This is a genomic window from Collimonas arenae (genome assembly GCF_000786695.1).
GTDB classification, from domain to species: domain Bacteria; phylum Pseudomonadota; class Gammaproteobacteria; order Burkholderiales; family Burkholderiaceae_D; genus Collimonas; species Collimonas arenae_A.
The window spans coordinates 2,859,036-2,884,496 of the sequence record NZ_CP009962.1 but is presented as its reverse complement, the minus strand read 5'-3'; the positions used below and the strand labels follow the sequence as shown (position 1 = coordinate 2,884,496).

Annotated in this window: 30 protein-coding genes and 1 pseudogene; 7 read left to right on the top strand and 24 right to left on the bottom strand. The window is 53.2% G+C overall.

The genetic code is table 11. From position 1 onward, the window contains the following. Positions 1-34: 34 nt before the first annotated feature. Entirely contained in the window at positions 35-1,243 is a 1,209-nt protein-coding gene (locus LT85_RS12720) for a M20 aminoacylase family protein (RefSeq protein WP_038489264.1), read from the bottom strand. Between the two features lie 97 nt (positions 1,244-1,340). Next, positions 1,341-2,780, bottom strand: a complete 1,440-nt coding sequence (locus LT85_RS12715; protein ID WP_038489261.1) for a YfcC family protein — start codon at positions 2,778-2,780, stop codon at positions 1,341-1,343. Positions 2,781-2,985: 205 nt separating this feature from the next. On the opposite strand from LT85_RS12715, the gene LT85_RS12710 reads away from it, so the two are divergent. After that, positions 2,986-3,900: a LysR family transcriptional regulator gene (locus LT85_RS12710; protein ID WP_038489258.1), complete on the top strand. Its 915-nt coding sequence runs from the start codon at positions 2,986-2,988 to the stop codon at positions 3,898-3,900. Positions 3,901-4,083: 183 nt separating this feature from the next. On the opposite strand, the gene LT85_RS12705 is transcribed toward LT85_RS12710, so the two are convergent. From LT85_RS12705 to LT85_RS12690, 4 genes are all read right to left on the bottom strand, one after another. After that, the gene (locus tag LT85_RS12705) at positions 4,084-4,449 is read right to left on the bottom strand and encodes a nuclear transport factor 2 family protein (protein ID WP_038489255.1); all 366 of its coding nucleotides are present in this window, start codon (positions 4,447-4,449) and stop codon (positions 4,084-4,086) included. A gap of 183 nt (positions 4,450-4,632) precedes the next feature. Further along, positions 4,633-5,055: a DoxX family protein gene (locus tag LT85_RS12700; RefSeq protein ID WP_038489253.1), complete on the bottom strand. Its 423-nt coding sequence runs from the start codon at positions 5,053-5,055 to the stop codon at positions 4,633-4,635. A gap of 56 nt (positions 5,056-5,111) precedes the next feature. After that, positions 5,112-5,810 (bottom strand): pirin family protein, encoded by a 699-nt coding sequence (locus LT85_RS12695; protein ID WP_038489251.1) that lies wholly within the window; start codon positions 5,808-5,810, stop codon positions 5,112-5,114. A gap of 52 nt (positions 5,811-5,862) precedes the next feature. After that, positions 5,863-6,492 (bottom strand): glutathione S-transferase family protein, encoded by a 630-nt coding sequence (locus LT85_RS12690; RefSeq protein ID WP_038489248.1) that lies wholly within the window; start codon positions 6,490-6,492, stop codon positions 5,863-5,865. 152 nt (positions 6,493-6,644) lie between these two features. Here LT85_RS12690 and LT85_RS12685 point away from each other — a divergent pair, with 152 nt between their 5' ends. Next, complete coding sequence (locus tag LT85_RS12685; RefSeq protein ID WP_038496063.1) at positions 6,645-7,580, top strand: LysR substrate-binding domain-containing protein; 936 nt, start codon at positions 6,645-6,647, stop codon at positions 7,578-7,580. Positions 7,581-7,638: 58 nt separating this feature from the next. Here the strand turns inward: LT85_RS12685 and LT85_RS12680 are convergent, their stop codons facing one another. The 5 genes from LT85_RS12680 to LT85_RS12660 all read right to left on the bottom strand — a co-directional run bounded on the left by LT85_RS12680 (position 7,639) and on the right by LT85_RS12660 (position 13,634). After that, on the bottom strand, positions 7,639-8,334 hold the full coding sequence (locus tag LT85_RS12680) for a GntR family transcriptional regulator (protein ID WP_038489245.1): 696 nt from the start codon (positions 8,332-8,334) through the stop codon (positions 7,639-7,641). Between the two features lie 91 nt (positions 8,335-8,425). Further along, a complete protein-coding gene (locus LT85_RS12675) occupies positions 8,426-9,724 on the bottom strand; it encodes an MFS transporter (protein ID WP_038489242.1) in 1,299 nt (432 codons plus the stop codon). Positions 9,725-9,934: 210 nt separating this feature from the next. After that, a complete protein-coding gene (locus LT85_RS12670) occupies positions 9,935-11,518 on the bottom strand; it encodes a CoA-transferase (RefSeq protein ID WP_038489239.1) in 1,584 nt (527 codons plus the stop codon). Next, positions 11,515-12,255, bottom strand: coding sequence for an enoyl-CoA hydratase/isomerase family protein (locus LT85_RS12665; RefSeq protein ID WP_038489236.1), 741 nt, complete (start codon positions 12,253-12,255; stop codon positions 11,515-11,517). Before LT85_RS12665 ends, LT85_RS12670 begins: the two co-directional genes overlap by 4 nt. Before the next feature lie 38 nt (positions 12,256-12,293). Beyond that, the gene (locus LT85_RS12660) at positions 12,294-13,634 is read right to left on the bottom strand and encodes an FAD-dependent oxidoreductase (RefSeq protein ID WP_052135132.1); all 1,341 of its coding nucleotides are present in this window, start codon (positions 13,632-13,634) and stop codon (positions 12,294-12,296) included. 424 nt (positions 13,635-14,058) lie between these two features. Here LT85_RS12660 and LT85_RS12655 point away from each other — a divergent pair. Further along, a pseudogene (locus LT85_RS12655) lies at positions 14,059-14,264 on the top strand (helix-turn-helix domain-containing protein); the annotation flags it as partial. Between the two features lie 401 nt (positions 14,265-14,665). Here the strand turns inward: LT85_RS12655 and LT85_RS12650 are convergent. Further along, positions 14,666-14,953: a GIY-YIG nuclease family protein gene (locus LT85_RS12650; RefSeq protein WP_038489233.1), complete on the bottom strand. Its 288-nt coding sequence runs from the start codon at positions 14,951-14,953 to the stop codon at positions 14,666-14,668. A 174-nt stretch (positions 14,954-15,127) separates the two neighbouring features. Between LT85_RS12650 and LT85_RS12645 the strand changes: the two genes are divergently transcribed. Continuing rightward, on the top strand, positions 15,128-15,457 hold the full coding sequence (locus LT85_RS12645) for a hypothetical protein (RefSeq protein WP_038489231.1): 330 nt from the start codon (positions 15,128-15,130) through the stop codon (positions 15,455-15,457). Between the two features lie 125 nt (positions 15,458-15,582). Beyond that, on the top strand, positions 15,583-16,050 hold the full coding sequence (locus LT85_RS26895) for a DUF6404 family protein (protein WP_172656918.1): 468 nt from the start codon (positions 15,583-15,585) through the stop codon (positions 16,048-16,050). Here LT85_RS26895 and LT85_RS27545 read toward each other — a convergent pair. Both LT85_RS27545 and LT85_RS12640 read right to left on the bottom strand, forming a co-directional pair. Next, positions 15,995-16,138, bottom strand: a complete 144-nt coding sequence (locus tag LT85_RS27545) for a phage virion morphogenesis protein (RefSeq protein ID WP_156117514.1) — start codon at positions 16,136-16,138, stop codon at positions 15,995-15,997. The genes LT85_RS26895 and LT85_RS27545 overlap by 56 nt on opposite strands. Before the next feature lie 265 nt (positions 16,139-16,403). Then, positions 16,404-16,796, bottom strand: coding sequence for a septal ring lytic transglycosylase RlpA family protein (locus LT85_RS12640; protein WP_052135131.1), 393 nt, complete (start codon positions 16,794-16,796; stop codon positions 16,404-16,406). Between the two features lie 750 nt (positions 16,797-17,546). Here LT85_RS12640 and LT85_RS12635 point away from each other — a divergent pair. Next, positions 17,547-17,894, top strand: a complete 348-nt coding sequence (locus LT85_RS12635; protein WP_052135130.1) for a hypothetical protein — start codon at positions 17,547-17,549, stop codon at positions 17,892-17,894. A 326-nt stretch (positions 17,895-18,220) separates the two neighbouring features. Here the strand turns inward: LT85_RS12635 and LT85_RS12630 are convergent, their stop codons facing one another. From LT85_RS12630 to LT85_RS12600, 10 genes are all read right to left on the bottom strand, one after another. Beyond that, positions 18,221-19,105: a rolling circle replication-associated protein gene (locus LT85_RS12630; RefSeq protein ID WP_038489228.1), complete on the bottom strand. Its 885-nt coding sequence runs from the start codon at positions 19,103-19,105 to the stop codon at positions 18,221-18,223. A 521-nt stretch (positions 19,106-19,626) separates the two neighbouring features. Continuing rightward, positions 19,627-20,403, bottom strand: coding sequence for a DNA cytosine methyltransferase (locus tag LT85_RS26035; protein WP_172656977.1), 777 nt, complete (start codon positions 20,401-20,403; stop codon positions 19,627-19,629). 140 nt (positions 20,404-20,543) lie between these two features. Beyond that, a complete protein-coding gene (locus LT85_RS26585) occupies positions 20,544-20,732 on the bottom strand; it encodes a hypothetical protein (RefSeq protein WP_156117513.1) in 189 nt (62 codons plus the stop codon). Then, entirely contained in the window at positions 20,729-21,919 is a 1,191-nt protein-coding gene (locus LT85_RS12620) for a zonular occludens toxin domain-containing protein (protein WP_038489222.1), read from the bottom strand. The genes LT85_RS26585 and LT85_RS12620 overlap by 4 nt, the downstream gene beginning before the upstream one ends. Beyond that, positions 21,919-22,236, bottom strand: a complete 318-nt coding sequence (locus LT85_RS12615) for a DUF2523 domain-containing protein (protein ID WP_038489219.1) — start codon at positions 22,234-22,236, stop codon at positions 21,919-21,921. The genes LT85_RS12620 and LT85_RS12615 overlap by 1 nt, the downstream gene beginning before the upstream one ends. Position 22,237: 1 nt before the next feature. Beyond that, positions 22,238-23,584 carry a virulence factor TspB C-terminal domain-related protein gene (locus LT85_RS26580; RefSeq protein ID WP_156117512.1) on the bottom strand — a complete coding sequence of 449 codons (1,347 nt, stop codon included), beginning with the start codon at positions 23,582-23,584 and terminating at the stop codon, positions 22,238-22,240. 126 nt (positions 23,585-23,710) lie between these two features. After that, positions 23,711-23,968 (bottom strand): hypothetical protein, encoded by a 258-nt coding sequence (locus LT85_RS12605; protein WP_038489213.1) that lies wholly within the window; start codon positions 23,966-23,968, stop codon positions 23,711-23,713. Continuing rightward, positions 23,952-24,206 (bottom strand): hypothetical protein, encoded by a 255-nt coding sequence (locus LT85_RS26575; protein WP_156117511.1) that lies wholly within the window; start codon positions 24,204-24,206, stop codon positions 23,952-23,954. The genes LT85_RS12605 and LT85_RS26575 overlap by 17 nt, the downstream gene beginning before the upstream one ends. After that, the gene (locus LT85_RS27315) at positions 24,207-24,332 is read right to left on the bottom strand and encodes a hypothetical protein (RefSeq protein WP_301280462.1); all 126 of its coding nucleotides are present in this window, start codon (positions 24,330-24,332) and stop codon (positions 24,207-24,209) included. A 2-nt stretch (positions 24,333-24,334) separates the two neighbouring features. Continuing rightward, positions 24,335-24,646, bottom strand: a complete 312-nt coding sequence (locus LT85_RS12600; protein WP_038489210.1) for a hypothetical protein — start codon at positions 24,644-24,646, stop codon at positions 24,335-24,337. Between the two features lie 131 nt (positions 24,647-24,777). On the opposite strand from LT85_RS12600, the gene LT85_RS12595 reads away from it, so the two are divergent. Continuing rightward, positions 24,778-25,083, top strand: coding sequence for a hypothetical protein (locus LT85_RS12595; RefSeq protein WP_038489208.1), 306 nt, complete (start codon positions 24,778-24,780; stop codon positions 25,081-25,083). The last annotated feature ends 378 nt before the right edge of the window (positions 25,084-25,461 follow it).

Sequence of the window (25,461 nt, the reverse complement as noted above, 5' to 3'; positions counted from 1 at the left end):
AGCCGATCAGCTTCGCTCAGTATGAAACCCTGCGCTATCGTCCGGACGTCAAGCGGTCCGGATCGAGATAACGTTCGACAAGGCGAGACCAATACGCCGCGCCAACCGACAGATTCTGATCGTTGAAGTCGTAGTGCGGGCTGTGCAAGGTCTTTCCTTGATCGGCCGGACCGTTGCCCAGGCGGAGGAAGCAACCAGGACGAGATTGCAACATATATGCAAAATCCTCGCTTCCCATCAGCATATCCATGTTGTCGTCCACCGCGTCCGGCCCAACCAGTTCCCTGGCGACCTCAATGGCAAAGCGCGTTTCTTCATCGGTATTGGTGACAACCGGATATCCTTCGACATAATTGATCACGGCTTCGACGCCAAAACTCCGGGCCTGCGCAATCACGAGCGCGATGATCCTGTCCTTCAGCAAAGCGCGTACTTCAGTGGAAAATGAGCGTACGCTCAAGCGCAGTTCGACCTGATCGGGTATGACATTGGGAGCTTCTCCCCCCGCGAATTTCCCGACCGTGATCACGGCCGCTTTCGTCGGGTCGATATTGCGCGACACAATGGTCTGCAATCCCATCACAATGCTTGATGCGGCGACGATAGGATCGTGCGCGAGATGTGGCCTGGCCGCATGGCCGCCCTGGCCGACGATCTTGATATACACCCGGTCGCCAGCCGCCATGAAAGCCCCGGAACGGGACATGAAGCTGCCGGCAGGCTTGCCAGGGTGGTTATGCAGGGCAAACACGGCGTCGCATGGAAAACGCTCGAACAGTCCTTCGGCGATCATCTGTTTTGCACCGCTGTCGAAGCCACGCTCTTCCGCCGGTTGAAAGATCAGGTTCACCGTGCCGTTGAATCGCTTTGTTTGGGCGAGATGCTTGGCGGCCCCCAATAGCATTGCCGTATGTCCGTCATGACCGCAGGCATGCATTCTCCCGGGATTCTTGCTGGCGTACGCAAACGTGTTCGCCTCGCAAATCGGTAGCGCATCAAAGTCTGCCCGAATGCCGATCGAGCGGCTGCCGCCGCCGACTGTGAGCGTTCCAACTATTCCTGTTTGCGCGATGCCACGGTATACCTGATAACCATATGCCTGCAACTGATCGGCCACGAGATCGGAAGTCTCGTATTCGGCAAAGGCCAGTTCGGGATTGCTGTGCAATTGTTGGCGCAAGTGTGCGAGATCCGCCTCCTGATGCATGAGGTCGGTCAGTGAAGTAAAGGGCTTGGATGGCATGAAAACCTCAATAAGCGATTTAAGCGATTGACGAAAGAGGGCGGTCGCGCCGGCAGTACGCGTATAACCCGTGCCTGGGCACAGCATGTACTAAGAATCAGAAGGGGCCCCAGTGGATGAGAACGCCTGCGATCAGGGTGAGAATGCAGATAACGCCCCATAGGAAGATGAGCGGCATGACGAAACGCACCCATTGTCCAAAGGGAATGCGTGCGGTGGCGAGCACGGCCATCAACACCCCGGATGTCGGATTGAAGCAATTCATGATTCCTTCACCCAAGAGCACTGCTTGCACCGTGACCTGGCGCGTCAGATGAAGAGCATCGCCCAGCGGTGCAAAAATGGGGATCAATGCCGCCGACTCGCCCGATCCTGATGAGATCGCGATATGCATGACGGCAGCGCTCAGGAACATGCCGATGGCGGCAAGGATAGGGTGGAGTGGCGCCAGTATCTCGGAAAGCAGGTTGACCATTGGATCGAGAATCTTGCCGTCGCTCAGTACGGTCGAAATGGCGCGGGCAAGACCGACGATCAGCGCCCCATGGATCAGTTTCCCAGACCCTGCCAGAAATTCGTCTGCGATCTGAGTCGGCCCCATCCTGCAAATCAGGCCGGATCCGATGGCGATGATCATGAACATCGAGATCATTTCAACCTCACCCCAATGCAGCTTTACTGCACCAAAAACGAAAGTGCAGAGAGCGAGGGTGGAAAATGCGATCGCGGTGGTTTGCCGCCGCGTCAGCTTCGCACCGGGCTCCATGGGAGCCGTCGCGAGAGCATCGTTTTCGGTGATCAAGAATGTCGACGCATGCGGATTTCGCCGGTACGCCCGGACGTTGGCAATGAGAAACCCGATTGTCGCAATGACAAAGAGCAGGTATACCACGGCGCGAAATCCGATGCCGGAGAACATGGGCAGTTCGGCCAGACGTTGCGATATCCCTGTCGTTGCCGGATTGAGGACGGCGCTGTTGAAGCCCGAATAGGTCCCTAGGTAGATAAAGGCCACGCCAAACACAGCGGGTAGCCGCAATGAACGCGTGATCAGGAGGCCCAGCGGCACGAACGCGACCACCGAGTTCGTGACGACTCCTACCGTTCCCAGCAACGAGAAAATGATGCAGACGGTGAAAATAACCGAGGCATCCTGTACGTTTGATCCGGTACCGATCCGGCCAAGCGCAGCCTTCACCGCCCCGGTCTTCTCCAAAATGGCAAGGGCGCCGCCGGTAAACAGAATCAGGAAGATAATCGGCGCGGAAATGATCAAGCCATGTGCAATGGCGACGAAGATCGCCCCAGGACCAATCCCGCTTTGGGGCACGCGCTTAAGGCTGTGCGGAACGACAAAACTGATGCCGTTCTTGACCACGCGATCGAATTCGCCCGCCGGGATGATCCATGTAGCGATGGCTGCCAACAGCAATACCGCGAAAAGCAACACATAGGGGCTGATTGCTACGTGCGCGCCTTTCTCTCTTTCGCGCATGGCCGCAGCCACCTTGTCCGACGTAGTTCTGCTCGAATCCATTCTGTCTCCTCCTGTTGCTTCCGGGTAGTCACGGCAGACCAGCGAGCTGTAGCCGTCCGCTGATCGACAACCCCGCCGTGCCTGACGACCCTTTGACAAAGGTCATTCCGCGTATTTGAATGCCGCTGAATATAAACCGAAACCGAGTTCAAAACAGATATCTGAACCTGCTAGAATGTTGCGTCCGGCGCAACAGGAGATGGCGATGTCTATAGAAGATGAAGATATTAGCGAGCGAACAATCGAGTACTTGCGCGCAGTGGAGAAACATGGGGGCATGCGCCAGGCCGCTGTGTTTCTGGGGGTGAACGTGTCGACTATCAGCCGGCAGATTGCGGCGACGGAACGCCGTCTGAGACTGGCGCTGGTGTCGCGGCGGGGGCGAAGCATCTCGCTCACGCAAGTCGGGCTTGCCACCGTTGAATATGGTCACGAACGAGAGCGCCATGCGAAACGCTTTCGCGCCCAGATCGCCGAATACCGCGATCTCAGGCGCGGGCATGTCACGGTGGCGGTTGGCGAAGGCTTGGCCGGCAGCTTGATTTCAATGGTGATCAAGCGTTTCCATCAGAAGTACCCGGATATTGGCATGCACATCCGTACGGGGCCGCTGCCGGAGTTGATTCGCATGGTGCGGGACGACGAAGCCGACATCTGCGTCTCCATCGGCACTTCACAGGATGCCCTCTTGAACGCGCGCTTGTTCCAGCGTGAACCGTTGTGTGCAATCCTGCCCGTCGGCCATCCCCTGGCTTTGAGAACCTCTGTACAGATCGAAGAACTGGTACACGAGCCGCTCATCTTCATGACGGACAAATTCGCAGTCCAGGGTTATATCAATGCCATGTTCTGGGACGCCGATCTGAGCGTCTCGCCCATGTTTACCTGCGATCTCTTCACCATCGCGTCATCGCTGGTGGCGCAAGGGATGGGCGTCGCATTCATGACGAAGCTGGCGGCGAAGGAGAGGGTGGACGCAGGGCTCGTGGCAGCTGTGCCTATTCTGCACCCCATCGCTAATACGTTCGATCGCTATGTGGCGACTCGCGTTGGACGAAAGCTCAGTCCTGCTGCCAATTTCCTGTTGCGAGAAATTGTGAACCTCATGTCTTCCGTCTAGGAAATGATCTGGTTGCGTGTCAGGTTTAGATAGATCGGACCATGTCGGAATACCTCGATGAGTTTGGCAGGCGAGGGTGGGGCTATGGATGGTCGGACAATACCGATTAGCGAAGCACTACAGGATCTGGCGGCGACGAACTTTTCCATTTCTCCACCGGCCAGACCGCAGTCTATTCCGTGCTTATGAAGGCATGGAATCGAGAAACACATAGAGCGCCGCGATCTTGCCATCGCGTACGATGATCACATCTACGCCTGTATATTCAGGTGCTTCGCCGCGCTGGCCAGATCCCCAGGCGAGCCGGCCAGCGTTGTGGAGAGCCTGAGGTTCGCCATGCGCGGTGTACACGAAATGCGGGTGAGTCGCGCGGAGATCACCGGCAAATTTGTCGAGGGCTTCACGCCCGGTAAATGCACCTGGCGGTACATACAGCGCACAGTCTTCGGTAAAGAGTTCGTTGATTGCCGCACGCCGGCGAGCGGCGTCGCCCTCGCCAAAAACTTCCTGCAGATTGCGACGAAGCAGTTCGTGAATACGGTCATTCATGAGATTTCTCCTTAGAGGCTTTTGCAAACACACCTGGCGTTGTTGTTTCTCCCAGACGTACCAGTCGTACTAGTCGTACTGTCTTCGTCGGAACGCCTAGCCATCTGTGTTTGCAACAGCCTCTTGGTCAGTGATGGTCAGTGATTTAGATTCAAAAGAAACGTGTTGAAAAGCAATCCATCCTCAGTTCGCCCCCAGGACTGGTTTACGCGCGGTCAAACTCGCGAAGCGGGCGTCCAGGCTCCATGCGCCAGCGCCAAAGGCAGTGATCTGCAGCAGGCCGCCAGCCATCATCACGTTCTTGAGAAAATGGATCATTTGGTTCTGGTCTGCAAAGTTATTGTGAAAGAAGAACGCTGTCCCCAAACTGAATACAGCCATCACTAGCGACGCCAGACGAACTTGGTAGCCCGAAAGTAACAGGCCGCCGCCGCCTATTTCGATTAACACTGCAACGATGTACGCAAGCGTCGGCGCGGGTAGCCCGACGGCCGAAATGTAGCCAACCGTCGCGGCGTACGCGCCTAACTTACCCAGTCCGCTCATCAGAAACGGCGCACCGATCAGGATGCGGCCCAGTAGAGGTATAAATTTATTGCTTTCCATAACAATCTCCTTAAATGAAAAAATGAAAATGCTTCGGTGGATAGAAAAAGTAATTCTTAGCCGGCTTCCACCATTACCAGCTCAGAATCTTCGAGAGCCGACACATCGACAGCGTCAACGTTCGTGATTACAGCCCCGTCCAGCGCACCCATGAGCGCACCTTCAACTTCGATTCGCCCCGAGGCAACAACGAGATACACGCTGCGAGACGGATCAATAGGCTGGCGAACACTTTCGCCGGCCTTGAGCGTTGCACCGAGCAGGCGCGCATTTGCCCGAATCGGCAAGGCCTCCTTGTCGTCGGCGAATCCGCTGGCCAGCACGGCAAAACGTCCGGAACGGTCACTTTTCGGGAATGTCCTGGTACCCCATTGAGGCTTGCCGCCGCGCTCTTGCGGCAGCAACCAGATTTGATAAATCCTGAGCGGCACATCGCCTTTGTTGAACTCGGCGTGGCGGATGCCAGCTCCTGCGCTCATTACTTGAATATCCCCAGCCTGGATCGTTCCTTCTGAACCCAGGTTGTCGCGGTGCCCGAGCACGCCTTGGCGGACGTAGGTGATAATTTCCACGTCGCGGTGCCCATGCTGGGGAAAGCCGCCGCCAACGGCGATCTCATCGTCGTTCCAGACGATTAGGGAACCCAATGCGCCATGTGCGGGATTACCCTCGGGACTGACCTGAAAGTGATATCCGGCGCGCAACCAGCCGATGTCGGCTTTGTCCAGCGATTCCCAGCGTCGATGCGAAATCATGTTTTTCTCCTGAGTGACCGGCCCTCAAGGGCCGGTGGAACGGACGGCGTGCTTATCGAGCAAGCGCCATGGTTTTTTCGATAGCCTTGACAACAGCTGGCCGCGCCAAAATCTCTGCGTACCAGCGGTTGACGGATGGAAATTTGTCGAGAGATACCCCGACTGCCTGGTGGCGCCAAATCCAACCGAAGTGCGCAATATCTGCGATGCTGTACGTATCGCCCGCGACATATCGGTGATACTTCAGACCGTGATTGAGCACCCCTAAAACCCTTTCGACCTCCGAAAGCGCCCTTGCTTGGGCTTCGGCTTGCGGCGACGATTGGATCGCGATTACAAATGCCTGCAGGAACGCCGGACTGACGCCGGACGCATGAAAGAACAGCTGCTCAAAGACCTTGCCTCGCAAGGAAATGTCTTTCGGAAGAAGTTGCCCACTCTTTTCGGCGAGGTAAACCAGAATCGCCGCAGACTCGCTCAGCACGACATCCGTGCCTTCAAGAATGGAGCGGTCGACGAGAACCGGCACCTTCTGGTTGGAATTCATGGCTTTGAAAATATCGGTCTTCTGCTCGCCTTGGCGCAAATTGACAGGGATGAGCTGATAGTCGAGCCCCATCTCCTCAAGCGCGATCGGCACTTTGAGACTATTGGGCGTGGCATATGCGTGAACTTTTAGCATGGTTAATTCCTCCTTAGGTTGCAAAGTCGGTGATGGCGTGAACCCATAGAGGCAATATTAGGATCGCAACGATCGTTTGCATATATCCTGTTTTGCAAAGAATCATTGCTCCAGATAGAATGATCGGAACAAACTTTGACGGTGTGACTCTTGTGGACCAAATCTCAGATCTGAATGATCTTCGCCTTTTCGCCGAAGTGGTCGAGCGCGGCAGCTTCACCGCAGCCGGACGCAGTCTCGGCCTGCAGACGTCGAAATTGAGCCGGCGGGTCCGGGCCTTGGAGGAGGAACTCGGCGTACGTTTGCTCAATCGCACCAGCCGCAGCCTGTCATTGACAGAAACCGGCCGTCAGTTTCACCAGCATTGCCTGGCGCTGGTTGCCGAATCCAAGGCTGCCAAGGAGATCGTGGACCAGACGCGCGCCAAGCCACAAGGCACCGTTCGTATCAGTTGTCCGGTAGGACTGCTGAACTCCGGTATCGCCGAGATCATTTCCCAATACACGCTAGATAATCCGCAGGTCCAGGTACTGATCGACGCAACCAATCGCCGGGTGGAAGTCATCGAGGAAGGCTTGGATTTCGCGATTCGCGCGAGGCAGCCGCCTTTGGAGGACACCGACCTCGTGGTGCGGCACCTGGGATGGTCGACCTTGGTTCTGGTTGCCAGCCCAAGTTTGATTGAGCAACATGCAGTCCCGGCATCGATCGATTCGCTGAAGGACTGGCCGACGCTCGCCATGGCCAACAGCAGCGAGCGGTATATGTGGAATCTGGTCGATGCCGGTGGACAAGCATACTCGTTACTCCATAAGCCGCGATTGGCGACAGACGACATGTCCAGTCTGCGAATTGCAGCGACGCTAGGTGCTGGCGCGGTCATGCTGCCAAGGGAGTTTGTGGGCGATGACGTGCAGGCGGGTAGATTGCGGATATTGTTGCCGCACCTTTCCTCAAGGGCAGGTCTTGTGCATGCGATTTTCCCTACGCGCAGAGGGATGGTTCCTGCTGTGCGCCACTTGCTGGACGCACTTGCTAGCGGATATGAGAAGCTCAGCCAAAAGTGGCCGCATGCAGGACAGAAGTAGCTGCCCGGGCTTGAAGATCAAGCCCGGTACACCAGGAATGGGCTATCCAAGAATCTGGTCAAAAGATATCGAGTGCGGAGCGAGTAAAACGCTCGATGAACTGCATCAATTCGTGCGCGGCGGTGGCGGCCCCGTTACTATCGCCTTCTGCGATGGCGTTCAGGACTTTGGAATGCAACTCGGCGCCTTCGACGTAAGCTCGATTCTGCTCAATATGAAAATACCAGAATCGCCTTGACTGAGCGTGGATTGACTGCATGCTGGTGACCAGCATGCTGTTGTGTGTTGCGAGAACTTCCGCCTCGTGAATTTCACGGCCAACGTGAATCCAGTCATCCATGTTTTCCCGCTCGGCAGCATCAATCATTGCTTGCGCAAGTCTGCGCAGATTGGTACGTTCCCCCGATGTCGCGCGTAATGCGGCCGACCTGGCCATCAACTCTTCAAGGGGCCGTCTGACTTCCAGCAGTTCCAGTTGTTGCCGGATATCTATGCCCGAAACCAGCGTGCCGCGGCGCGGCAGCATTTCCACAAATCCGATTTGCCGCAGCCGCTGGAGAGCTTCTCGTATCGGCGTGCGTCCCATGCCTAGTTCGACCGCAAGCTGTACTTCCGAAATCATCGATCCGGGCGGGAGGCGACGTGTGACGATCATTTCTTCAATCTGGCTGAATGCCACATCGGTCAGCAATAGCTCGGGTGAATTCGGCGTTTCGGATTTGGGATTTTCTTTTATTGGAAGGTCATTGTTCATCGCGGCATTTTACAGTGTTGCGTCAATTCCAGCATGCCTCGTTATACTCAAAAACGGGACATCTGTCCCGTTTTTGAGCTTCAAACAAATATTAGTTTTGCAATAGTTCTTTGGCCATTACACTTTTCTCATCAGAGGATTCGGTGCTGGCTCGGGGCGCACGCACAAAAAACGCCACCGCCAGTGCACCTGCCAAGGCGACGCCGCCGCTAAGAACGAATGCGCTGGTGAAAACCTTGGTCCACTGCACCAGGAACCCGGTCAATATGGGGGCAAGAATGCCTGCGGTGTTGGCCAGCAAGTGCATGAATCCGCCAACGCCGCCCATGCGCCCAGGTTCGACCGTATCCAGAATAATCGCCCAGTACACGCTAAGTGTCAGATTCATGAAAAATACAGTGGTGGCCATCAAGGCAACCGCCGCACCGACACTATCGGCGGTGCCGGCTAGCGCCACGCAGGCAGCGGCAATTAGCAGACCGCCGACGATCACGATCTTGCGTGATTTCAGGGCATTTCCGGTCCAGCGGAAAATCAGGTCGGAAATGAAGCCGCCTAACGCGATGCCAATAAAGCCAAGCACCCACGGAATCACGTTCACGATACTCATCGAAGACAGGCTCAAGTGTCTTTCCATCATCAGGTAGCTAGGGAACCAGGACAGGAAAAAATACAAAATATAGGCATAGCCAAAATACGCGAGCGAGGTTGCCAGAATCGTCGGACTCTTCAAATACGCCATCAAAGGCATGTTGGGGAGTACTTCAGCGGTATCGCAGGGGGATTTTTCCGATGCCGGCAATTTTCCGGCACCGCGAATCCAGCGGTTTCCTTCTGGCCGGTCGGAGGAGAATATCGTCCACATCAGCACCCATAGCAAGCCAACCACACCGATGATAACAAAGGGTATGCGCCAGCCCCAATGGACAGCCATCAGTCCGATCACAGGTCCTGCAAGTGCGGCGCCCAGTTGCAGGCCCGAATTGGCAAATCCAACCGCGGTAGTCTGTTCCTTGCGATCGAACCAGCCACTGATTATCTTGTTGATACAGGTGGCCAAGGGACCTTCGCCAGCGCCAAACACGACCCGGATAACCAGCAGGCTGAGGAGGCCGGAAGCAACCGCCGTCAGGCTGCAGAAAATCGACCACAAACCGATCGCTACAATCAGCACCCGTCTTGCGCCAAAACGGTCGGCCGCCCATCCGCCGATAAAGCAAAACAGAGCATAACCTACAAAAAATGCGCTGAAGACGATGCCTAGATGTGCCGGATCCAAATTAAACTCTTTGGCGATTAATGGTGCGGCAACCGAGAGTGCTGCACGATCAAGATAGCTGATCATGCAAGCAAGGAATAACATGAAAACTATAAACCAGCGGAATTTCATCTTTGTCTCCTCCGGGGCCGTTATGCCGGCCCGTATATTTTCCTGCCAATCCGTCGGGCAGGGATGTGCGAGTTACCGGAAGCGGCGCGAACATCGCGCAAAGCAGGCCCCCATGCTGAGTACTGCTTTACCGGTAATTTGTCTCGATATGTGATTTGCCGCGACAGCAAATCCTTTCTTCAGAACTGACTCCTAGCCTGAACGCTTCGATTAAATACCTCCGCCCGGTGCAGGATCAAATAACGAAGCATCCATCAGTGGCAGCGGATCCAGGATATGGTGTGGCGCGAAAGCCATATGGTCGAGGATGTCCCGCTGCAGGTCGGCGCCGGGGGCAATTTCAATCAGCACCAGGCCTTCCCGGGTCACTTCAAAGACGGCGCGTTCGGTGACGATCAGGGCAGTTTGACCTACGGCAACTCCCTTTCCTACCGAGTAAGTGATGCTTTGCGCCGTATTGACGAACTTGCTGACCTTGCCTTCTTGACGAATCGTCATGCATCCGCCGTCGTAGCCGATGTCCAGGCCGCCGGTGGTAAAAGAACCGGTAAATACCAAGCGCTGGGCATTTTTCGCAATATCGATGAAACCACCGGCGCCTGGATTGACCTTGCCGAATTTGCTGACATTGACGGTACCGTGCGAATCGTATTCGGCGAATGCCAGGGCGGCGAAGCGACACAAACCGCCATCGATCACATCGAATTGCGTGACGCCGTCGATCAGCGCTTGCGGATGAAGATTGGCGGAGAACTGCCAGCCATTCATCACGATTCCTCCATATGAACCGTGTTCGGTTGTGAACCAGTAGTCGTCCGAACCTGTTTCCGGATCGATCAGTCCCTGTTCAGCCATCACCAATGGTACATCCGCAGCTGCGCCAAAGCCGAAAATCGACAGCTCATGTTTACGCACTTCCATCGCAGCACGGCGAGCAATCACCTTGTCCGGCCCGAACGGGATCTCGGGCAGACCGGTGCGGGGGCCATTCGGATGCAAGTAGGCATCGTTGTATGGCGTATCGGTACTCATCATCATGTCCGGCTCTACTACCAGCGTATCGACAAACATGCCTGGCAGCCGGATGGCGGTAGCCAGACGCTCGCCGCGCGGTACGATTCTGCGAACCTGCGCAATTACCTGGCCGCCGCTGGCCTTGGCCGCAAGAGCCAGCGCCAGGCTGGACGACACCAGCGGTTCATCTTCAAAGGAAAGATTGCCGAACTCGTCGGCGCTGCTGGCGCGAATGATGGCGACGTCTACTGACCAGGTCGGGTAGAACAGCAACTCTTCGCCGTTCAGGCGAATCTTTTGAATCAGATTATCTTCGCAACAGTTGGTAAACTTGCCGCCGCCATTATCCGGATCGGCGTAGGTGCCGAGTCCTACCCGCGTGATATAACCCGGACTCTTGCGAGCCACCTCGCGCAACCAGTGCATGGAGGCGCCAATCGGCCATGAATACGCCTCAATCCGATTTTCCTGGATCAGTTGCATGAGCGCCGGGCGCTTCCCGGTCCGTGGATCGACCGGGTTGATGTAGGATCCCGAAACAATCCGTTTCATCAATCCTTCCTGGGCAACGTGGTCCATGCCGCGGATATCAACCGCATCTCCGGTTCCGCATGGAAAATAAAATGTCAGATTGCGCGGCGATGCGGTTTCTCGGAAACGCTTGCCAAGCGCCGATAACGTGGCATCCGGAACTACCCAGCCGATCACGCCGACGGATGCGACGGTTTGTCCATCCTTGATGGATGCTACTGCTTGCGCTGCAGATAATATTTTGCTCACGATTTCACCTTGAATTTTGAGAGAAGGGCTTGTGCAGTGCCGCCTTCGCAATTGCTTGCAAAATGTTGGGTCGCCAGGCGATCGAGCCGCTCTCCATCGTGAGTGACAAAAGGCTCGAAGAAGCGTTTTGTTGAAGTAATCGCCTCGGCAGGCAATGCGGCCAGCCGTTGTGCCAATGCCAGTGCATCCTGATCGGCGTTGCCTGCTTGCGTCAGGTAGTCTGCAACGCCGAGACGGTGTGCTTCATTACCGTCGATCGGGTCAGCGGCCCAGGTAAGAAGCCGCGCACGGACCGCGCCGACACGTGCAAGCAATGCTTGAAGTCCCCATGGCGGCAGCCAGCCGTTCGGCACTTCGGGAAGATGCCATCGCGCGTTTGAAGCGGTAACCACGACGTCGCAGGAAATGGCGAGAACAAAGCCGCCGCCAAGTGCAAAACCTTCTACAGCGGCAATCACCGGCTTGGACAGCCCGGCAATTGATCGCGCCACTTCGGCGGTCACCAATTCTGAATCGCACATCTCTTGAATCGACATTGTGCTTAATTCTTTCAAGTCGCTGCCGGAGCAGAAGGCCGGTGCGGCGCCAGACAGGACAATTGCCCGAACAGCAGGATCCCTGTCGGCTGCCTGCAGTGCATCTTTCAGTTCTTCGATCGCCTTGCTGTCGAGTGCGTTACGACGCGCTGGACGATTCAGGGTCAGGTGACGAACTTGACCGATGTTGTTAATGATCATTAGCAATTTCTCCTTTGATATTGATTAATCTGTGTTATTTAAAACAACTGCGCACCGTTCTTTTCGAGTGCTTCGCGGATTTCCTGGGGATCTACGGTGCGCGGTTCGATTTTTTGTCGAACAGCAAGAGATGCGGCATGCCCAATCGCATGGCCGTAGGAAAAACATTGGGCGGTAACGCGTGCCGATGCCACTGCCTCGTGTTCCGCTGAGAGGCATCGCCCAGCCACCAGCAAGCCTTCGCCACGCGTGGGAACGAAGCAGGAGTAGGGCACTTCGTAGTAGTCGTCCATAATCCATTCGACCTTCGGCCTGGCGCCACTGTGCAGTTCAATTGGCCAGGGAGAACGTGCGATGGCGTCGGAAAATTTGCGCGCCGCCAGTACATCGTTGTTCATCAGTTTCGTGACGCCCTCGATCTGCCTGGTCTGGCGTACACCGACCTGAACACCGGTGTCGTTGATGAAGGCGTTTTCGCATCCGGTAACATATTTCTTGAAGAACTCGGCATATGCACTCACCTGGCGCCGGCCATTCAGTTCTGCATCGGTGAAATCGCGATAGAAAAGCGGATTGAGCTCGCGGCCGTCATCGCCAGTTATCCGGGTGCAATTGCACAGCAGCTCGCCTGGGCGCGTGGTCGGAAATAGCCAGATTTTCGAGCGGGGAAGGTTGTCGCCTGCCGACTGGCGTTCACGTATCAGTGCGGATACGGCTTCGCCCATGATCGTGTCGTCGCCATAAGTTGCGGTAAAACGTTCGACGTCCACGCCAAGCAGGCGAAAGATCATGGTGGGATTCTGTACGTGTCCATGGTCGCCGACGAAGCTATCAAATCCCGCCATCGCCACCAGGTCGGCGTCGCCGCTCGCATCAATGGTTACTTGGGCGCGAATCGTCAACGGACCTTGCTTGGTCCATGCCTGGACGCCTTCGACGCGCTCTTTGCCGTCGAGCAGAGTGCCGATGGCGACAGCATGAAAGATCACCTGAACACCGATTGCCATCAGCAGCGCGTCCGCAGTATCTCGCCATACCAGCGGATCATGGACGCGCGTCCACGTTTTCCCGTAGCGCAATGGGGGACCGAGTCCTCCTCGGTCCTCCAGCATCTTGCAGAACTCTTCAGCGAAGCCAAACACTACGGTTTCTGGTTTCGCGCCGATCCGATCTGTTGCCAAATACATCCCACATACCGTGCCTGACAGTCCCGCAACAGCCCCCCCTCCACAAAAGCCGTAGCGTTCCAGCAGCACCACGCGCAAACCCTGGCGCCGGGCGGTGACCGCCGCTGCAACTCCCGCTGCGCCACCGCCTATCACCAGGACATCGCAGTGCAGGTCCTTAACTTTTCTAACGTCAATTGCCCGGTCATTCATCTGTTGCTCCTTGTCGTCATCTGATATGTCAGATGTCGACAATACTAGGACGAGCAAAATGAACTGTCAATAGACATCTTGAAAAATCTAAAATCAAGTGGATTGCACGGGAGGATAGCGAGGGGGACTCTATGAATTTTCTCTTGGGCCGGTGAGCGTCATCACTGGTTCAAGACACGTTATTGTCAAATAACTACCAAGCCGACAGTGAGTAAAATTAATCGAAACTATTACGCAATAAATATATAGAGCTGACCAAAAATAGTTCGAGATTTGGGCGTCGGCAAAGCGGATGACCTTATAGGGCTTTGATTATTTTCATAGTGTCGCCTCGTCCTGTCGTAAGCCATGTTTTAGGCGGAGTGTGCGATTTATATTTAACTGCTCAATAGTCTTGTCGCGTTGGTCGTCGAGAACAGGAATGATGCGCCGCCTTGAACTGACTCAGCAAGCCGCAGCCAAACGGATGGGCATTACCCAGCCGAAGGTTTCCGACATGATGCGCGGCGACTTTACTAACTTGCCCGAGCGGAAATTGATGGATTGCCTAAATCGACTTGGCGATGACATTGAGATTAGAGTAAAACCCGCATAGCATCACTCGAACATTTGATGTTGGCTGTCGTCTGAAAATGAACAAGATCGATACGAAAAACCGGGACGTAACAAAATCCTGCGTGAATTTGTTTGCGGAGCCCGGTCTCTGCCAACCGAGCGCGCATGCATTTAAAAGAAGCTTTCAGAAAAAGGAATAGGGCGTCGCACTGTCGCTGCAGCAAGTGACATAGTCAATTCCGTTTTCACGGAGATTATTGCCGGCCGCAAGCATCGGATTCGCACCAGGACTAGATGTCATATTCTGGTCGTCAACGAGGAGGCGGCCGCTGACCATAACAAAACTACGGCAGTGCCGGCCCGTGCATACAAAACCACCTCACTTCCCGTTTTTATATTGGAAATGGGGTTGCTGCTCATGGCATGGCGACTTGCAGTAATGGGACTATTCATGAGGTGAAATCTGGAAAATTTTATTACAGATCTTGTTCAATGACGCTCTCGTGGCACAAAGCCCACTTTGCCTTGGCCTTCAAACGTTTAATCTGATACTCGGCTTTTGAAGCTGATGATCTATCCGGATACTCAATACTCTTCAATAGTCGAAGAGGGCGGTGCGATTTTGTGTATTTTGCTCCTTTACCGCTGACATGCGCAGCATAACGCGCTTGTACATTCACTGTGATTCCGGTGTAGATGGAGCCATCCTCACACTCTATTAAATAAAGATGCCACGCTGTATTTTCGGTTGCGACGTCATTCATAGGTGTAGCAAGTCGCATTGAGGCATCGGACGTGGATGTGTACGGAAACAGACGTTTATTTTTCCCATGGAATTTTATTTGAAAACAATTGAAAAATGACATTTTTTGACATTGGACCGTATGAGGTCACTTCGGCAATGATATTGCTGTTAATAGTGATTTGGAGATTTTCAAATGGAAAAATATCTGGACGATCCGATACTTGATGAAAGTATCCAGAGAATTTTGGGATTGGCGACTCTGTCACTGTATGGTGAATCCGTCGAGTTTGCTGTTGAAAAAATCGTCAACACTATGAGGCGTTATTTAGTACTGACGAAGTCGGGTGATCCCCTAAAGAATCTGAAGCGCTATAAAAACAGCTTGGTGAATCTGGCGTTCGATGTGCATCCCTGTATGCCGGATTATCAGCGCACCATTGCATATGCCGCTTCGCTCATTGTGGTCGATGAAGTTGTCGCCACCAGCATGACGAAATTTACGCAAGTAACTACCGATCAGTAAGAAGTCCAAGCTATACGGCACGAATCAAAGCTTGACCCCTAGATGATTTCTACCGGCACCTGCTTCATGCAGATTTTTAGAGAAAACGAAAGCTTCATTCAAATAACCAGATTAGGCTGGCGTAATTGAAAAATATTAAAATGACTGCCATCCATCACGCAGAGACTGTCCCGTATTCGTCAAATATTCATACTGCGTTGGCAGTACTGGCGAAGACGGATTTATGGCGTTATAGCTATGCGCCACCATTGCATCGGCTACTTTGGCGTGCGGGAATTCAAGTTCCACCACCTCATTTAGCTACCATTGTGTCGAATGTTTGTTTATTTTCCCCTTGGCTTTGTATCGTATGGGGTACGTTCACTTGGTATGCATTTTTCTCATCAAGTGGCGTGCCGCTTATTTTTTTTGTGGTTGTGGCCTTATTCACAGGTGTGGCTTGCGGCTTTGGTTTGGCGATCTTGTATCAGGAATCCTCCCGCAAGCGCGGTTTGCCAGTGTGGGCCGATATCAAATGGATAGCTCATCAGCGCGTGCTCAATGATTTGCAAGATGGACTAGCAACACATCCCGAATTAACGTTAGACCGGTAGCACTAAAACCTAGAAAAGGCCGGGCTGGATAGCGATATCCAGGCCATTTTTTTCGCCACCTTTTCTTCCAATCCTTCCAGATGTACACGGGAGATCCGCGTCACCCTCCGCAGAGCCGACCGATAGCTGGTTTTCATTCTGGATCGTCCTAAGGTATTTGACGGTTCGCAGTTTGCTAAACATCACCGTCTTCTGCCGTCTGATTCGCCTCTGCTTGCCGTGCAGGTTTTTGCGCTGCTGCGGGCAGCGTAGCTGGTGTGATTCAACGCACGCTGGCCGGCTATTCTTTGCGTCCGCAATATCCGGGCAATCTTGCACGTGATATCGCACCGCGAGTCACGTTGTAGTTTGACTTACTGCAGCCGAATATCTGAATCCAGCTGTTTGCCGTGATTGTTGTCCAATTTATAGATTTCGACTTCGGTGGTGCCTTTGGCGATGAAATCCAATTGCTTCGCTGCGGCGTAGGAGACATCAAGGATGCGTTTTCCAGTATATGGGCCGCGGTCAGTTACCTGGAGTATCACTGTCTTATTGTTACGCAGGTTGTGTACCAGCACCCATGTTTGCAACGGCAGGTTTGGATGCGCCGCAGTCATCGCATACATATTGTAGCGTCCGCCGTTGGCCATTTTATGTCCCTTAAAACCTGCACCGTACCAAGATGCCTTACCGCGCTCAATGAAAATACCGAGGCTGGCAGGTGGGCCGACATCGCTATCAGGATGAGTATCTTTGCTCGGCATCTCCAAGCGTCCTGGCGATAGACTCGACAAGCTATCGGACGCCGGTGGAAGCCACAATTCGTGATCGATAGGCTGCTTGGGAAGTGAGCTAGCTGCAGATATACCACCTGAAGTCGCTGGCGTACTTATCGAAAGCGCAGTCACTTTGTCAGCATCTATCGTTGAACCGGTCGAAGTAACAGCGCAAGCTGCCAACAACCATATGAGGCAGGTATAACCAGATAAGCGTATGGAGTAGCGAACGGCACCATATATATAACAACTTGCCTTCCGTAGCCGCAGCCGAACTTCGAAAATAGGAATTAACATTTTCGGAGTCTAACATCGCTTAATTATCAATTTTGTTACAGATTGTGAAGCCACATTATTGTCGATACACAGGACCAGTTTTCGATGTCACCGAGAAGGAAGTCGTCAGAGGACGCAGTCCAAGAATCAGCAGCACGCTGGCCCGAAGGTGGCGCCAGGAAAGACAAAGCAATGAACTTTGGGATGGCAGACGCGATAGACGGCGGAACGACGCCGATTAAACAAAATGAGCAACAAGGAAAGATGCCATTTATGCAGATTGTGCTGAGGCAACTAATACGCATACCAGTTGTTTAACGCAACATCCAGTAAAAGTAAACTACCACATCTTCGCATAATTTGTATTATGTAAAATAAAGAGTGCCGCCACTTAGTAAATAATTAATGCCCACGTGCAACCAAGCATGCGGGCATTTTTTATAACTAGAGGGAAATAACAATATGCTGTATCCGAACAAACGCTACGGGAATCCTGAGGAACTGAAATACTGGGCAATGGGCATACCGCTCAATCAACTGGCCCACCGGCTACGCCGGAGCGAACGATGCATCAAAGACTGGCTGACTGGCAGAGAAAAAATACCGTTCTGGGTACCGGAACTGCTCCGGCTTCAAAACATGGAGCATGAACACATCATGTGGCAGATGGGGATCGCGCCACTACGCAAGAAACTTGGACTAGTCGATAACGGCCAGATCATCCTGCTTCCAGCGCTGAAACCGAAAAGCACAGCCCCGGAGGTTCGTAAAGACATCACTGAGATGACGCTAAAGCAAGCAAACGTCTAACGCTCTGGGCACGCAGATTGATAAGCTCTCAAGCGCTGATCATACGACAGCTGCATAGCACGCCGTAACACAGCAGGCTGAGGTAGCTCAGAATGCCGATCTAGAGCAGCCTTACGCTCAACTAGATCGGCTTTAACTTCAGAGCAACGCTCAAACTGTTTCGATTGATCAGATTGAGCAAGCATTCTAGCGAACTCATCATCTCGACGTTTAAAATCGCCTGTCTGAGCATTCGCAAACAGGCACACAAGAGAAAAACTGAGACACCAAGCACCACGCATAACATTCCCATTCGCTGTAACGAAAAAGTTATTTTATAGCAATACTCAGAAAGGACACAGATTTACCGGAGGCCCAGACCTTGGCGCTGTAGCCAACCAGACCGTTTGCAATGCGTTGTTACACCATGTCTGCACACCATCGAGGCCGAATTCAGCAGCCACAGCAAAGGCTGTTTGGACAGCACCGAGCATGTCCGTCGAGGAAATACGCCATGTGTTCACCTCTGGCAGCACAATCCCCCTGGAGCGAAAATACCGCTTCTGATTGATGTCGCGGCAGTCCATCTCCTTTGCCACATACTTGGCAATATACGCAGCTAGCTTGTGCGCACCATTCCTGCCGAAGCCGAATTTGTGTGGGTCACGAACGTTAGCCTGCCCCATTTGCTGGCCGGTCTGACCGAGGCCGACTATGGATTGCCAGATCGAGCGCAGGAGGGTGTATGACTGGCGACCATGGACCGCCACATGAAAGTGAATTGCGCCCCGCTCTTGCTGCTCAATGACCGCGACATAGTGAAAATCTTTGACCTTACCCACACGCCTGACGAACGCCTTGAAGTCTTTCAGCGCCCTATCACGGTCCGTCATGTTTTCACGGTACGTTAGCGTAACAAGGCGGTCAGCGTTTATCTCCTTGCAGCACAAGCGCACATTCTTTTTTGCACGACGACCAGCATCAGCCTCATTGCGCTCACGCTTCTCAGACGTACCACGCTTTGAGACCGGCAGCGGCAGCATTTCACGGCCTATGAAGTGTTTTTCCTTGGATATCGTTATTTCCTGCTGGCCGTTGGCAAAAATACGCTGACGAGCTGTATAGCTATCCTGCCAGCCGTTGCCGTCATCAGACCACCAGTGTGGTTTTTCTTGAGGGGTTGTAACGAAAGAGCTTGACGACTCAATTGAATCGAGGTGAAATTCGGTCATACGGTACTCCAGCTGTAACTGGTTTATCGGTGGCCCCGCAGTGTTTCGATCACTGCGGGGCTTTTTTATGTCTGCTGCAAAAATCTGAACTTCTGAAAGTCAACTTCATTTGCCTATCGGCTGAAACCCCTTTGTTTGCCTTGTGTTCTTAAGTGTCCGTAATACAAGTTTAGCGGCGCTTCGCGCCGCCGCAACCTCACCCCGCGCGAGCGGGGGGCAGCGTTATGCGGCCTCGCTACACACCGCACCTCTTCAACTACAACCCAACGTCAAAACCGTCATCAGTGTGAGCGAGGGGTTATTACGTGATGCACCTCTACCCTTCCCCACCGCCTGCGGACTGCACGACTAAAAATCCCCCTTGCGTCGCCTTGTCGCGACTACCTGCACTTGCACAGAACACCAGCTATAAAAACCTTTGGTCTTGCTCAGATGGGGATATTTTGCCCTGCGGGCCGTCTCTACTCACCAACCGTGACAGACCTGGTGTGACTCACCCTGGCCAAGTCACAGGCGCCGAGTCACAGTGACCCACCGACCGCCAGTTGCACCAGGTCAGTCACACTTCGACGCTGCACACGCTTACGGCAAGCAGGAATGGCATAAATAGCCTTACCCTCAACAGGACGACCACAACCACAACCACACAACCGGACCGCATCAGGCGAAGACGCACGCAAGATCGCACGAGCCAAGGCTCTCGCCATATTTACAGGCACGCCATTACCAACAGCGCGATACCTAGCAGATAAAGTCAACTGATCAAGCGAAGGAGCCTGAGTTAAACCTTGAAGACCGCAAAATTTTTCCCAGTCACGACGACCCATCTGAGCACCCTCAGAAGCTACGCAACAAGGCTGGAAAGTCGTTGACTTCGGACCACGAGGAACAGTGATAACCAAACCATCGCGGTGACCAAACTGAAAATGGCGGTGCCGATTCTGGTCCAAACCAACCTCTCGAGCGTTCAAATCAATACGTTGGTGCGAATAGCCATCAATATGAAGATCAGGAACCCCGGGGACATTTTCCATAAGCCACCAGTCAGGCCGGGACTCACATACAACGCGCTCAAACTCTCTGATCATCTCCAATCCGTAACCAGTAGGAGCGCTACGACGCGCTTTAGAAAAATCAGGACAAGGCGGACCACCGAACACACCATCGAAACGACCTGGAGGAACATGAAAAGCACGAATATCGCCGCCAAACAGAGGATCAGGACCACGAACAACAGAAAATCCCTCCTCCTCGAAACCGCGCCCAAACAAATCAATACCGGGGAAAAGAGAGAGCAATAACTGTGACCGAGCGCCTGTGACACGCGCCGGCTGAGTCACACCAGGTCTGTCACACTGTGACTGAGCTGGTGTGACGAACCCTGGACCAGTCACACCAGGTAAGTCACAGGTGAAGATATCGTGCAATGACCTCATCACTACGAGCCATCACGTTTATTACGTGAGAGAAAGCGGCGATAAACAAGCAAGCGATGATGCACACGCTCAAGAACACAGGTCAAAGGCCGAGCAGACATCAGGCCCATCACGAACCCAGCGCCACCTACATACAGGCCCAACAACTTGAAAGCCTGCTGCAAGTCAGCAAGAGAAATTTGCTCCATCATTTTGTCCCCACAGGGCGACCAGTACGCTTACCAAGGATGCCGTAACCATCCTCAGTTTCAAACGACACCACAGACGGTCCAGAAACAGCCACAGAACCGTTTGGCGAGACAGGTCTTGCACCGGCATCAGCACGAGCAAGCAAGGGTTCAGAACGCCTGTTATTACCGCCCTTGTCGTCAAAATCAACGAAGTAGCCACGAGCAACGATGTCGCGACACAGCAGGTCCGGCACGTTCATTGGCGTTGCTTGCTGGGTGAAACAACTGCATTTATCGTGATTCGAAATGCAAGCGGCCGGCACTGGCGCCGTAACCGGTTTGGTCACCTCATCATAGGCAGGAGCAGTTGCCGGAAGCCCTGCCACACGCGGGGAGCGCATGAACACGTATTCCTTAGCATCAGCCGCAGGGTCTAGGTATTTTTTGCCGTCAGTCGTCGTTTGCGAAGGTGCCTTAGTAGCTGTATCAGAGCCAGAATTAGCATGATTTTTATCCAGTGAGTCCGATTGATGCTTCATATACTTGACCGCCGCCACGACACTGCCAACACCAATAGCGAGTAGCAACGGAATCATATAAACGATTTTCGGGATACGTTTTTTGATGTTGTGTATCTCAGCGCTTTTGTAGAGATTGAACACGTCTTTGGGATAGGCGTAACCACGCTGCAACGCAGTCTTGAGGGACGCCTTTGAATCAGGGTCGCCGCACTTCGTCCACTCAAACAACGTCGCGCGATTCAGGCCGAGAACACGCACCACATGAATGTGCCGGCTAACGAGTTTGCGAACGTTCGGGTCAAGCAGGCCGGGGTGCTGCGTAACAAGAATACCGTCATGGCCGAGCTTGCGATGCACTTCAAAGTAACGAACATTCGGAGGCGGCGTTTTGGTGGAAGAGCGAGGCGGGAAGACACGCTGGCACTCATCGATGAACACGACAGCGCCTTTTGGCAAATCGATCAACGGCGATATCTCACGCTCCATCAGCAAATCGCCGCCGGTAACTTGTTCGTTAGGGTCAAGAGCAGTGAAAGGCAATTTCAGTTCCGGCACACCTGACACATACAGAGGACGCGGGACCATCACGCCATCCACCTGGTGCATGAATTCCTTGCTGCGAAGCAGATCGATAGCCATCAGCGATTTACCCGAACCGACAGCGCCAGTAATGAGCAGATAAGGCATTACGACTTCCCCTTTGTCAGTGTTTTTGTGAGAGAGCCAGAAGCAGACAGACCGGACAGCGTAAGCCGCATGACGACAGCGGATAGCCCTATGTTGATGACGATGCCAAAACCGAACAGGCCCATCAGGTCCATCACAGGACCAACGTTTGCGAGGTTCTGAAAAATGAACGCTCTCACCTGAGTGACCAGCGCAGAGACGCCGGTAAAGGTCACCGCGCCAATCGCCAATGCGGCCAACACACGATAGACAAGGTTTTCAGCGACAGACACCAGCACACCGGCAATCAGTGGGCCAAGCCAAAGGACGATAGGCATATCAGACTCCCCCGTAGACAAAAATGAGCGCAGTGAAAGCTGCGACGGCAATGAGAATTGGTTTCAGAATGGCGGCAAAGCCGCATATAGCATCGAAAGGAATGTTGAAAGAGCCGCCCATAGGCAGCGCCACAACGGCAGGCGCAGGGCAAACACCACGGATTGAATCGGAAGTGTCAAACATCGAGACATTGACCGTAGTGGCGTTTTTAAAAGGGTCTTGAACGTTATCAGTGCCATCAATCGCAGCCTGCCCGACCTGAGTCAACTTGTTAGGAACAGCGTTACCGCAGTATTCAAGCTGCTGTTGACGCAAAATTGCACACTGAATTGCATCACCAGTACAGGCCGATCCAACGCCAGAACCCGAACACGCCGCACCTGTCACTTGAGAGTTTTTGCACACATTCAGTTCTGGATGGAGCTTGCACAGATCATTTTTATTCTCATCAGGATTACCGTCGCTTTTACCAGCATTGCCGGATGGAGTATTGCCAGTGTTCTGGCTCGTAGTGCAAGTCTTACCGCCATCCGTACCAGTGGTACACGTCGTAGTATTTGTAGTCGTACTGCCATCTGTATTTGAATTAGACGTAGTGCCCTTGGTCGTAGTCGATCCATCTGGATTCGTCGTAGAGGTCACAGCGCCGGTTCCAGTGGTCTTGTCTGGCACGATAGGAGACGTTCCACCGCCAGAACAAATTCCACCACCAGCAGCATCTGTACCAACGTTCGACGTACCAGCGGGACAGCCCTGATTAGTCGGATCACCCATAGGCGAATTGCGCGGAATCGTTGGTCCATCCGGCGGAGAAAACGCATCGTGATAGCTAACCGATTGACCAGTCTGAATACCAGTGAAATCACAATACAAACTATATGGCATCGTGTCACTTTCACCCCTAGAGTAACAATCGATAGGCGTCACATTAGACAAAGCACAGCCGCTATCATCACTAGGAATAGGCCGCTGAGACTTATAGCCACCAAACTTATTCGGATTCATGGTCGCGGTTTGCTGAGAGAAATTAACAACCGTTCCAGCTGTACAAATAGGAGCAGCGCCGACGCGAATGAGGCGATCAATCACGCCGTACGACTTATCAGCCGTGTTTTGCTGGTAGCAATCGGCATGAGTATCATCAATCGATACGATTTTCAAAAACACAAATATCGGATTATGAATATTCGCAATCACAGACGCACAAGCAGCCGAAGGCGTTGCTCCCGACCCAGCATGCTGCGACCCCGACCAAGAATATCCGGCCGCGTGAGACGGCTTATGCACGCACATCATCACCAGCGAAATGCACACGCCGACAAAAATTCGCTTGAAAATGCTACTCATGAAAAGAGAATCCAGAACGCACCGGCATAAGCGATAAAAACGATGTATCCAGCCATGATGTTTTCCAATCGGATAAAAAAAAGGGACGAGGCGCAAGCCCCGCCCCACGGCCACACAGAAACCGAATTAACGGCTCTTGATAAAACCCATCAGCGACTGGTACGCAGCAGGAGCAGCCGCGATAGTCATCTTGGCGACGCCGATCAGCGCGATAGCAGCCAGACCGCCCATGATGTAAGTCACGACAGCCGACACGTCAGGACCGCCGTCAGCATGCGCCAAGCCGGTAGCCGACGCGGTTACAGCGATCACAGTGGTGGCGGCAGTAGCGCGATTAAGCTGTTTAGCAGCCAGAGCACGCAAAAATTCAAGTTTCGATTTCATGGGAATTTCCTTTAGTAGAGATGAAGAAAGTAAGATGTCGGAAAAGCCACGCAGCACCCCAGAGCAGTGCCATAGCACCAGTGATTTGCATGGAATCGGCCACCGACAACGGCACGAATATGGAAGACGTGTACTCGACATAGCCGACAGTGCCGGTACACACCTGAGATGAAGCCGCACCCACCACACTGACATCAGGGACAGTGTCTTGTGTACAGGTGAGCACGTAGACGGTCATTTACCACTCCCCTGCCATGCCGCCAGCCAAGCTGATCGTGAGAAAAATAATCTCACCGGCAAGCACTGAAACCACGGCCGCATCACGCAACAGATCGAGCTGAGACTTGACAAGGAAGGAGGTCATAATTAAGCCGCCTTAGGAGCCTGAGAAACGTTTGCAGCAGGCTTAGGCTCAGCCACCAAGGTCATGACCGCAACAGCAGACTCGACGCGTTTTTGCTGCGAAATGGCAACCTCAAATTCAACGTCATACAGGCCCGGCTTGATGTCCATGTACTGCTTTGGGAGCAACAACTCGCCAACCAGCGGAACAACAACGCCCTCACCGTCAACCTTATGAACGATGCATTGCGCCATGCGCATGTCGTAGTCGTTACCAGTTTTTTTCGAACGGCCTGCATTGGTTACAACGTGTAAAACTTGGATTCTGCTTTTCATGGTTTTCTCGCCTCTAGACGGATTAAATGGATGTGCTATTGTTTACTCACTAGCAGATTTCTACTTAGCCGAAATCGGCTAAGTGAGTTCATATTAGCTGAATTCGGCTAATCAACCAATGAAAGATTTCTATGAATTACGCTGATTTAATAGTGAAAGCATTGGATGGTGCATCCATCAATGCAAAAGCGAAGGAGTGGGGAGTGCCACAGAAAACACTGGAAAGCTACGCAAAAGCCAAGACCCTACCCGACTACGACACAGCGCTGATGATGGCAAACGCGGCAGGCATCGGAATTGAAGAAGCATTCAAGATGCTGGCGAAAGAGGCGAAGCTACGAAAAAAGAATGCTAAACAGATCGCAGCCGCTGAGAAGATCAAGAAAAATTTTAATGCCCTTGCATCGTATGTCCGCACACGGTTCAGCCACAGCTAAACGTGACGATGCAAGGTAAGCGCGGCACTCTTTGTATTATGTAAACTAACATATCCAGCAATATCGTCTGTTTCTCTTGGTCAGTGTCTGAAGCAATTCCCTGATGACAGGCGCGACAACTAGTAGTATTGCCGGTATCGACTTCAGCAAATCAAATACCGACGGGTTCTCAACCAGACTTGGCACATACGGCTGACTGGGCGGTATTGTAGAGACGCACGAAGCTGGCGTTCACAGTGAAACACTGTCATACACATGGGCTATTGATGCGATCTCCAGTTAAGTAATGTAATTAATTGACACTCATTCCAGTGGTGTGACACATCCGCACTAGCAGAGGAACACCTATCTTCTTGCAACCCCGACGAATATGACTGG